At 40.1% G+C, this 10,116-nt stretch carries 7 protein-coding genes, 1 rRNA gene and 1 other annotated feature; of the genes, 6 read left to right on the top strand and 2 right to left on the bottom strand.

The window, feature by feature from the left end:
* The first annotated feature begins 331 nt into the window (after positions 1-331).
* The 3 genes from uvrB to ACSQ7D_RS03635 all read left to right on the top strand — a co-directional run bounded on the left by uvrB (position 332) and on the right by ACSQ7D_RS03635 (position 4,318).
* The gene (gene uvrB / locus ACSQ7D_RS03625; RefSeq protein WP_437135413.1) at positions 332-2,329 is read left to right on the top strand and encodes an excinuclease ABC subunit UvrB; all 1,998 of its coding nucleotides are present in this window, start codon (positions 332-334) and stop codon (positions 2,327-2,329) included.
* Between the two features lie 102 nt (positions 2,330-2,431).
* On the top strand, positions 2,432-3,196 hold the full coding sequence (locus tag ACSQ7D_RS03630) for a leucine-rich repeat domain-containing protein (protein WP_315011553.1): 765 nt from the start codon (positions 2,432-2,434) through the stop codon (positions 3,194-3,196).
* A gap of 189 nt (positions 3,197-3,385) precedes the next feature.
* Positions 3,386-4,318, top strand: a complete 933-nt coding sequence (locus ACSQ7D_RS03635; protein ID WP_437135414.1) for a peptidylprolyl isomerase — start codon at positions 3,386-3,388, stop codon at positions 4,316-4,318.
* Between the two features lie 26 nt (positions 4,319-4,344).
* On the opposite strand, the gene ACSQ7D_RS03640 is transcribed toward ACSQ7D_RS03635, so the two are convergent.
* Entirely contained in the window at positions 4,345-4,947 is a 603-nt protein-coding gene (locus ACSQ7D_RS03640; protein ID WP_437135415.1) for a CDP-alcohol phosphatidyltransferase family protein, read from the bottom strand.
* Positions 4,948-5,498: 551 nt separating this feature from the next.
* Positions 5,499-5,760, top strand: a sequence feature (16S ribosomal RNA rRNA prediction is too short).
* Positions 5,761-5,767: 7 nt separating this feature from the next.
* Between ACSQ7D_RS03640 and ACSQ7D_RS03645 the strand changes: the two genes are divergently transcribed.
* Positions 5,768-6,367, top strand: a complete 600-nt coding sequence (locus ACSQ7D_RS03645) for a leucine-rich repeat domain-containing protein (RefSeq protein WP_437135417.1) — start codon at positions 5,768-5,770, stop codon at positions 6,365-6,367.
* A gap of 189 nt (positions 6,368-6,556) precedes the next feature.
* A complete protein-coding gene (locus tag ACSQ7D_RS03650; protein ID WP_437135414.1) occupies positions 6,557-7,489 on the top strand; it encodes a peptidylprolyl isomerase in 933 nt (310 codons plus the stop codon).
* A 26-nt stretch (positions 7,490-7,515) separates the two neighbouring features.
* Here the strand turns inward: ACSQ7D_RS03650 and ACSQ7D_RS03655 are convergent, their stop codons facing one another.
* The gene (locus tag ACSQ7D_RS03655) at positions 7,516-8,118 is read right to left on the bottom strand and encodes a CDP-alcohol phosphatidyltransferase family protein (RefSeq protein WP_437135415.1); all 603 of its coding nucleotides are present in this window, start codon (positions 8,116-8,118) and stop codon (positions 7,516-7,518) included.
* A 499-nt stretch (positions 8,119-8,617) separates the two neighbouring features.
* Between ACSQ7D_RS03655 and ACSQ7D_RS03660 the strand changes: the two genes are divergently transcribed.
* Positions 8,618-10,116: ribosomal RNA gene (locus ACSQ7D_RS03660) — 16S ribosomal RNA — on the top strand; the annotation flags it as partial.

Below are 10,116 nucleotides of genomic sequence, written 5' to 3' on the forward strand. Positions count from 1 at the left end.
GAGGAAGGATTTTTGGTGAAAAAAGGCTATAAGGAGGGTGGGGTTAGCTTATAGAGAGCTTATAGGAAGCTTATACGAATCTTGGACGATTGGTATAGAAAGGGTGTATGAAGAGTTAATAGTGAGGGGTTAAGAGTTAAGAGAGAGAAGCAGTTTTGAGGGTAATAAATCGAAAGTAAAGCAAAGGTGAGGTGAATAAATGGACGAGAAAAGACTATAAAATTTTGAATTTAGATTTTAGTATTTAGAGTCTCTGAGCTATGTGCGTGAAATAATTTTTACTTTTCAGTTTTCTTCACTATCTTTGCACTCTTATTTATGGTTAAATCAAATGAAATTCAATATAGTTTCTGACTTTGCCCCTACGGGCGACCAACCTCAGGCTATCGACCAATTGGTAAAAGATATAGAGCGCAACGATAAGTACCAAGTGCTATTAGGCGTTACGGGCTCTGGAAAGACTTTTACTATCGCTAATGTGGTAGAACGCATTCAGCGTCCTACTCTTGTGTTGGCACATAATAAGACGCTGGCGGCTCAGTTGTATTCTGAATTTAAGGCTTTCTTCCCCAATAACGCGGTGGAATACTTCGTTTCTTACTACGACTACTATCAGCCGGAAGCTTATATACCTTCCACAGGGACTTATATCGAAAAAGACCTCTCTATTAATGATGAAATTGAAAAACTGCGTCTCAGTACGACCTCTGCTTTGCTGTCGGGCAGACGCGATGTATTGGTTGTGGCATCGGTGTCGTGTTTGTATGGTATCGGTAATCCTGTCGAATTTCAAAAGAATGTAATCACCCTCAAACAGGGCGATATACTCCCTCGTACCAAGCTGATGCATCGATTGGTACAAAGTCTCTATGCCCGCACAACTGCCGAATTTAGGCACGGCAATTTTCGTATCAAAGGCGATGTGCTTGATGTCTTCCCAGGTTATGACGACAACGCCTTCCGCATTCACTTTTTTGGCGATGAAATTGAAGAGATAGAACAGTTTGACCCTACTACTAATCACGTGTTAGACCACTACCAGAGCCTTAATATCTACCCCGCTAATATGTTCGTTACTTCTCCCGATATTCTCCAAAAAGCGATATGGAACATTCAACAAGATTTGGTGAAGCAAGTAGAGTTCTTTGAGGCTTTAGGCAAACCCTTAGAAGCCAAACGGCTGAAAGAACGTACCGAGTTCGACCTTGAGATGATACGCGAATTAGGCTATTGTTCGGGTATTGAAAACTACTCCCGCTATTTGGATGGTAGAGAACCCGGCACTCGTCCGTTTTGCCTCATAGATTATTTCCCTAAAGATTTCTTGATGGTGATCGACGAGAGTCACGTAACCGTCTCACAAGTGCACGCGATGTATGGTGGCGACCGCAGTCGTAAGGAAAATTTGGTGGAATACGGTTTCCGATTGCCCGCTGCAATGGACAACCGTCCGTTGAAATTCGAGGAGTTTGAAGCGCTTCAAAACCAAGTGATTTACGTGAGTGCTACCCCTGCCGATTATGAGCTCCAACAAACGCAAGGCGTGTACGTAGAGCAGGTGATACGCCCCACAGGATTGCTCGACCCCGAAATAGAAGTGCGCCCCAGTGTCAATCAAATAGATGACCTCGTGGAGGAAATACAAGTGCGCACCGAAAAAGACGAGCGTATATTGGTAACCACCCTCACCAAACGAATGGCAGAGGAGCTTACCAAATACCTCACTCGCATTGGTATTAGGTGTCGTTACATTCACAGTGATGTAGATACATTAGAGCGTGTGGAGATTATGCAAGACCTGCGCAAAGGACTTTTCGATGTGCTCATAGGGGTAAACCTCCTCCGTGAGGGCTTAGACCTGCCCGAAGTGTCGCTCGTAGCTATCCTCGATGCTGATAAGGAAGGCTTTTTGCGTTCTACTCGTTCGCTCACTCAAACCGTAGGGCGGGCTGCTCGCAACGTGAATGGTAAGGCAATAATGTACGCCGACAAGATTACTGAGAGTATGCAACGTACCATTGACGACACCAATTACCGCCGTGAAAAGCAAATGAACTATAACAAGACGCACAACATCACACCTCAGCCTTTGCACAAGAAAATAGAGAATAGCCTCAGCAAGAGCCCTATAACCGAATTTCACTACGATCCTTCATTTAAAGAGCGCACAGCTGCCGAAGCGCAATCGGTATATTTATCGGCTAAGGAGTTGGAAAAGAAAATCAAAGAAACCCGCAAACTGATGGAGGTAGCTGCCAAAGAGCTGGATTTTGTAAAAGCTGCACAGTACAGAGATGAGCTGAAGAAATTGCAGGAATTAGCAAATTAGCAAATGAGAAAATGAGTAGCGATATAAAACTAAAGACTAATATTTGCTATATTGTAAAATGTTTTGTATCTTTGCCACCAATAATTAAAAACTAATAATACAATGAAAAAATTTTTATTACTCCTTTCAGTTTTTGCCCTCTTTGCTTGTAAAAAGGACAAAGGTAATGATGAAGAAGTTGTTACTATTCCTGCTTCTGATTATGAATTGAGTGCAGATGGACTCACCTTAGTAAAGTGGAAAAACGAGAACACAGCAGTGCTCAATATGCAAGCTGATGCGGTACTTAGAAATGTAAAAACCATTGATAAGGGTGCTTTTTATCAACACAAAAACTTAGGAAGTATCACACTACCTAAGGGACTGACAGGTATTGATAACATAGCTTTCTATAAAACTAAACTCAAAAGTATTGTTATTCCTAAAGGAGTCCAAGTAATTGGTAGTTACGCTTTTGCTGAAACTTCACTTACTTCTGTTCAGTTTTCAGAAGGACTTATTACCATTGATGATAAAGCGTTTTCTGAGTGCCAAATTCCTGTTCTCAACTTTCCTGAAAGCTTACAAGCCATTGGAAGAAACGCATTTGATTCTAACAAAGTAATTGCTTCAGTTACTATTCCTAAGAACGTACTGAATGTTGCAAGTGCAGCTTTTGATTCTTGTGAAAAGTTAAGTAGTGTAACTTTTAAAGGACAAACTCCTCCAACAATATCAATTATTTTTGGCTCAGAGCTCAATTATGTAAAGCAAGCTTATGAACCTATTGTAAAAGGACATATTTATGTACCTAAAGGAAGAGCAGAGGTGTATAAAAAAGCAGAAGGTTTCAAACCATATATCAATATTATTTCAGAAGAAGAATAAAATCTTTTCTATAACAATCTCATAAAGTAGGGACGAATCTTTTGTCTCTACTTTCTTGTTTTTTATTGAGTATTAGAGAAAAATTCATTGGCTAACTATTAGAAAGAATTAGGAACGCAATGTAATAGTGATTTGGTGATTTAGGAATTTTGGTGTAATTTTGCACTCTAATACATTAAAAGATAAAAAATGCAAAATGGTATTTATGCAAAGATAACTACCACGAAGGGAGTTATTTTACTTCGTCTTACTTATGAGAAAACGCCTGCTACGGTAGGGAATTTTGTAGCTCTTGCAGAAGGGAAAATGAAGAACTCACAAAAACCACTTGGTACGCCTTATTACGATGGACTTACTTTTCACCGAGTGATTCCTAATTTTATGATACAAGGAGGTTGTCCGTTAGGAACTGGCACAGGAGACCCAGGTTATCGTTTTGATGATGAATTTCACCCAGAACTCAAACACAATAAACCAGGAGTCATTTCGATGGCGAATGCAGGACCAGGTACGAATGGGAGTCAGTTTTTCATTACGCACGTAGCCACCCCTTGGCTAGACAACAAGCACACGGTGTTTGGTGAAGTTGTGAAAGGACAAGAAGTAGTAGATGCGATTGCACAAGGTGATAAGATTGAAAAAGTAGAAATAGTGAGAGTAGGAGAGGAGGCAGAAAAATGGGACACCTTAAAAGCCTTCAATGATTTTAATGAAGCCAAAGCAGCTCGTTTGGCTGAAGAGAAACGCAAAGCCGAAGAAGCCTTCACCAAAGAAGTAGTAGGTTTTGAGAAAACGAATAGTGGTTTATATTACCAAATTACCCACAAGGGTAATGGTAAAAAAGCAGAAGCAGGGCAAAAAGTAGCCGTGCACTATACAGGTATGTTGCTTGACAAGACCGTGTTTGATAGTTCTTATCGCAGGAAAGAACCACTACAGTTTACTGTAGGTGTTGGACAAGTGATTGCAGGTTGGGATGAAGGAATATTACTTCTTCACGAAGGAGATAAAGCCCGATTGATAATCCCATCAGAACTCGCCTATGGCAGTCGTGGTGCGGGAGGCGTAATACCACCTAATGCACCTCTTATTTTTGATGTAGAATTAGTATCAGTAGGGTAACCTTATTTTTTATTAAAGAAGAGTATTTAGCTATTAAGCCATTTACTCTTCTTAAAGTTTTTGCCTCTTCTTATTAAGTAGGCGTGATAGGCACTAGGGATATCGTTTTGCCATTTGGGCAACAAAAGCAAGATGAGAATCACATCTAATTGTGAGAAGAGCCCCCAATAAATAGCTAATTGCAAGGGAAATCCTCCGTGACTAAAGCCTATGAGGGAGATAAATGTTGTAAGTAAGCACAAGCCCCACAACTTGGAGAGAAAAGCGTGAGTACAGGTTTCTTTGCCAAACTTCAGAAAACTAATAGTATAACATAACCCTTCCATTATAAAAATAGCGATTACTTCATACCGATACGTCTTGATGAGCTCAGGGTTGAGATGATAACACGCTATTCCTATAGAGAGCCAGAATACTAAATCTGTTTGGCTATCCATTCGTCGCATTTTTACTGTACTAATACCCATTTGCCTTGCGATAATGCCATCGAAAACATCGGAGAGCAAGCCGAGGATGATGAAAACTATAATCCATAGCCTTGCTATTGATTCTTCAGTGTAATAAGAAAAGATCAGTATGGTAGGGGCTAATAAAAAACGGAAGGCTATTAGTAAGTAAGGTGTCTTCATTTTAATAAGTTCTTATGAGAACAAAAATACAATATTTTTCTAATATGCAAAAAAATATATGTCTTTTGGTAAATTAGCAGATTATGTATTATATCACACTTGAGTACTAAAATTATTATGATAGGATAGTTTGGAAACTACTTATAGAGGTTAGAGATAAAAATGTGAGTGTATGTTTAACTGTTGGTAGTTACTTGTAAGAGAAGAGAAGCGTGTTAGAAAACACTAAGAAGCTCAAAAATGATTATAATATTAGTATTAATAATCAACCACTTACCAAAACATACAAAACTTTTTCAAAAAAAAGAGTATAAAAATTTTGTAGGTAAATAAAAAGGTTATACCTTTGCACCCGCAAAAGAGGATAGTAATGCCTCTGGAGTAGGAAAAACAACACGTACCTTGACATAATGTTGTACAGCACAAAAAAGATTTAAAGGATTGAGTGAAACCTGAAGTCAATAACTTGAAGATCGGTTAGAAGATATAAAAGAATTTAACGATGAAGAGTTTGATCCTGGCTCAGGATGAACGCTAGCGGCAGGCCTAACACATGCAAGTCGAGGGGGAAGTTACTTTCGGGTAACAGAGACCGGCGTACGGGTGCGTAACGCGTATACAATCTGCCTTTCACTGGGGGATAGCCCGAAGAAATTTGGATTAATACCCCATAGTATAGTAGTGTGGCATCACACAACTATTAAAGCCTTGGTGGGGTAATGATGAAGAAGTTGTTACTATTCCTGCTTCTGATTATGAATTGAGTGCAGATGGACTCACCTTAGTAAAGTGGAAAAACGAGAACACAGCAGTGCTCAATATGCAAGCTGATGCGGTACTTAGAAATGTAAAAACCATTGATAAGGGTGCTTTTTATCAACACAAAAACTTAGGAAGTATCACACTACCTAAGGGACTGACAGGTATTGATAACATAGCTTTCTATAAAACTAAACTCAAAAGTATTGTTATTCCTAAAGGAGTCCAAGTAATTGGTAGTTACGCTTTTGCTGAAACTTCACTTACTTCTGTTCAGTTTTCAGAAGGACTTATTACCATTGATGATAAAGCGTTTTCTGAGTGCCAAATTCCTGTTCTCAACTTTCCTGAAAGCTTACAAGCCATTGGAAGAAACGCATTTGATTCTAACAAAGTAATTGCTTCAGTTACTATTCCTAAGAACGTACTGAATGTTGCAAGTGCAGCTTTTGATTCTTGTGAAAAGTTAAGTAGTGTAACTTTTAAAGGACAAACTCCTCCAACAATATCAATTATTTTTGGCTCAGAGCTCAATTATGTAAAGCAAGCTTATGAACCTATTGTAAAAGGACATATTTATGTACCTAAAGGAAGAGCAGAGGTGTATAAAAAAGCAGAAGGTTTCAAACCATATATCAATATTATTTCAGAAGAAGAATAAAATCTTTTCTATAACAATCTCATAAAGTAGGGACGAATCTTTTGTCTCTACTTTCTTGTTTTTTATTGAGTATTAGAGAAAAATTCATTGGCTAACTATTAGAAAGAATTAGGAACGCAATGTAATAGTGATTTGGTGATTTAGGAATTTTGGTGTAATTTTGCACTCTAATACATTAAAAGATAAAAAATGCAAAATGGTATTTATGCAAAGATAACTACCACGAAGGGAGTTATTTTACTTCGTCTTACTTATGAGAAAACGCCTGCTACGGTAGGGAATTTTGTAGCTCTTGCAGAAGGGAAAATGAAGAACTCACAAAAACCACTTGGTACGCCTTATTACGATGGACTTACTTTTCACCGAGTGATTCCTAATTTTATGATACAAGGAGGTTGTCCGTTAGGAACTGGCACAGGAGACCCAGGTTATCGTTTTGATGATGAATTTCACCCAGAACTCAAACACAATAAACCAGGAGTCATTTCGATGGCGAATGCAGGACCAGGTACGAATGGGAGTCAGTTTTTCATTACGCACGTAGCCACCCCTTGGCTAGACAACAAGCACACGGTGTTTGGTGAAGTTGTGAAAGGACAAGAAGTAGTAGATGCGATTGCACAAGGTGATAAGATTGAAAAAGTAGAAATAGTGAGAGTAGGAGAGGAGGCAGAAAAATGGGACACCTTAAAAGCCTTCAATGATTTTAATGAAGCCAAAGCAGCTCGTTTGGCTGAAGAGAAACGCAAAGCCGAAGAAGCCTTCACCAAAGAAGTAGTAGGTTTTGAGAAAACGAATAGTGGTTTATATTACCAAATTACCCACAAGGGTAATGGTAAAAAAGCAGAAGCAGGGCAAAAAGTAGCCGTGCACTATACAGGTATGTTGCTTGACAAGACCGTGTTTGATAGTTCTTATCGCAGGAAAGAACCACTACAGTTTACTGTAGGTGTTGGACAAGTGATTGCAGGTTGGGATGAAGGAATATTACTTCTTCACGAAGGAGATAAAGCCCGATTGATAATCCCATCAGAACTCGCCTATGGCAGTCGTGGTGCGGGAGGCGTAATACCACCTAATGCACCTCTTATTTTTGATGTAGAATTAGTATCAGTAGGGTAACCTTATTTTTTATTAAAGAAGAGTATTTAGCTATTAAGCCATTTACTCTTCTTAAAGTTTTTGCCTCTTCTTATTAAGTAGGCGTGATAGGCACTAGGGATATCGTTTTGCCATTTGGGCAACAAAAGCAAGATGAGAATCACATCTAATTGTGAGAAGAGCCCCCAATAAATAGCTAATTGCAAGGGAAATCCTCCGTGACTAAAGCCTATGAGGGAGATAAATGTTGTAAGTAAGCACAAGCCCCACAACTTGGAGAGAAAAGCGTGAGTACAGGTTTCTTTGCCAAACTTCAGAAAACTAATAGTATAACATAACCCTTCCATTATAAAAATAGCGATTACTTCATACCGATACGTCTTGATGAGCTCAGGGTTGAGATGATAACACGCTATTCCTATAGAGAGCCAGAATACTAAATCTGTTTGGCTATCCATTCGTCGCATTTTTACTGTACTAATACCCATTTGCCTTGCGATAATGCCATCGAAAACATCGGAGAGCAAGCCGAGGATGATGAAAACTATAATCCATAGCCTTGCTATTGATTCTTCAGTGTAATAAGAAAAGATCAGTATGGTAGGGGCTAATAAAAAACGGAAGGCTATTAGTAAGTAAGGTGTCTTCATTTTAATAAGTTCTTATGAGAACAAAAATACAATATTTTTCTAATATGCAAAAAAATATATGTCTTTTGGTAAATTAGCAGATTATGTATTATATCACACTTGAGTACTAAAATTATTATGATAGGATAGTTTGGAAACTACTTATAGAGGTTAGAGATAAAAATGTGAGTGTATGTTTAACTGTTGGTAGTTACTTGTAAGAGAAGAGAAGCGTGTTAGAAAACACTAAGAAGCTCAAAAATGATTATAATATTAGTATTAATAATCAACCACTTACCAAAACATACAAAACTTTTTCAAAAAAAAGAGTATAAAAATTTTGTAGGTAAATAAAAAGGTTATACCTTTGCACCCGCAAAAGAGGATAGTAATGCCTCTGGAGTAGGAAAAACAACACGTACCTTGACATAATGTTGTACAGCACAAAAAAGATTTAAAGGATTGAGTGAAACCTGAAGTCAATAACTTGAAGATCGGTTAGAAGATATAAAAGAATTTAACGATGAAGAGTTTGATCCTGGCTCAGGATGAACGCTAGCGGCAGGCCTAACACATGCAAGTCGAGGGGGAAGTTACTTTCGGGTAACAGAGACCGGCGTACGGGTGCGTAACGCGTATACAATCTGCCTTTCACTGGGGGATAGCCCGAAGAAATTTGGATTAATACCCCATAGTATAGTAGTGTGGCATCACACAACTATTAAAGCCTTGGTGGTGAAAGATGAGTATGCGTTCTATTAGCTAGTTGGAGAGGTAACGGCTCCCCAAGGCGATGATAGATAGGGGTTCTGAGAGGGATGTCCCCCACACTGGTACTGAGATACGGACCAGACTCCTACGGGAGGCAGCAGTGAGGAATATTGGACAATGGTCGGAAGACTGATCCAGCCATGCCGCGTGCAGGATGAAGGTCTTATGGATTGTAAACTGCTTTTGTAAGGGAAGAATAAGGACTACGTGTAGTTTGATGACGGTACCTTACGAATAAGCATCGGCTAACTCCGTGCCAGCAGCCGCGGTAATACGGAGGATGCGAGCGTTATCCGGAATCATTGGGTTTAAAGGGTCTGTAGGCGGGCTAATAAGTCAGAGGTGAAAGCGCTCAGCTCAACTGAGCAACTGCCTTTGAAACTGTTGGTCTTGAATGGTTGTGAAGTAGTTGGAATGTGTAGTGTAGCGGTGAAATGCTTAGATATTACACAGAACACCGATAGCGAAGGCATATTACTAACAATTAATTGACGCTGATGGACGAAAGCGTGGGGAGCGAACAGGATTAGATACCCTGGTAGTCCACGCTGTAAACGATGGATACTAGCTGTTTGGTTTAAGGATTGAGTGGCTAAGCGAAAGTGATAAGTATCCCACCTGGGGAGTACGTTCGCAAGAATGAAACTCAAAGGAATTGACGGGGGCCCGCACAAGCGGTGGAGCATGTGGTTTAATTCGATGATACGCGAGGAACCTTACCAAGGTTTAAATGGGGACTGACAGGGGTAGAGATACCTTTTTCTTCGGACAGTTTTCAAGGTGCTGCATGGTTGTCGTCAGCTCGTGCCGTGAGGTGTCAGGTTAAGTCCTATAACGAGCGCAACCCCTGCCATTAGTTGCTAACGAGTAGAGTCGAGCCCTCTAATGGGACTGCCGGTGCAAACCGAGAGGAAGGTGGGGATGACGTCAAATCATCACGGCCCTTACATCTTGGGCTACACACGTGCTACAATGGCCGTTACAGAGAGCAGCCACTGCGTGAGCAGGCGCGAATCTATAAAGACGGTCACAGTTCGGATCGGAGTCTGCAACTCGACTCCGTGAAGCTGGAATCGCTAGTAATCGGATATCAGCCATGATCCGGTGAATACGTTCCCGGGCCTTGTACACACCGCCCGTCAAGCCATGGAAGCTGGGAGTACCTGAAGACGGTTACCGCGAGGAGCTGTTTAGGGTAAAACTAGTGACTGGGGCTAAGTCGTAACAAGGTAGCCGTACCGGAAGGTG

Source organism: Capnocytophaga sp. G1920, assembly GCF_051417515.1.

Bases quoted from the DNA above. Each gene is read 5' to 3' on its own strand.
- uvrB (WP_437135413.1), top strand. From the start codon at position 332: ATGAAATTCAATATAGTTTCTGACTTTGCCCCTACGGGCGACCAACCT.
- ACSQ7D_RS03655 (WP_437135415.1), bottom strand. From the start codon at position 8,118: ATGAAGACACCTTACTTACTAATAGCCTTCCGTTTTTTATTAGCCCCT.
- ACSQ7D_RS03640 (WP_437135415.1), bottom strand. From the start codon at position 4,947: ATGAAGACACCTTACTTACTAATAGCCTTCCGTTTTTTATTAGCCCCT.
- ACSQ7D_RS03635 (WP_437135414.1), top strand. From the start codon at position 3,386: ATGCAAAATGGTATTTATGCAAAGATAACTACCACGAAGGGAGTTATT.
- ACSQ7D_RS03650 (WP_437135414.1), top strand. From the start codon at position 6,557: ATGCAAAATGGTATTTATGCAAAGATAACTACCACGAAGGGAGTTATT.
- ACSQ7D_RS03645 (WP_437135417.1), top strand. From the start codon at position 5,768: ATGCAAGCTGATGCGGTACTTAGAAATGTAAAAACCATTGATAAGGGT.
- ACSQ7D_RS03630 (WP_315011553.1), top strand. From the start codon at position 2,432: ATGAAAAAATTTTTATTACTCCTTTCAGTTTTTGCCCTCTTTGCTTGT.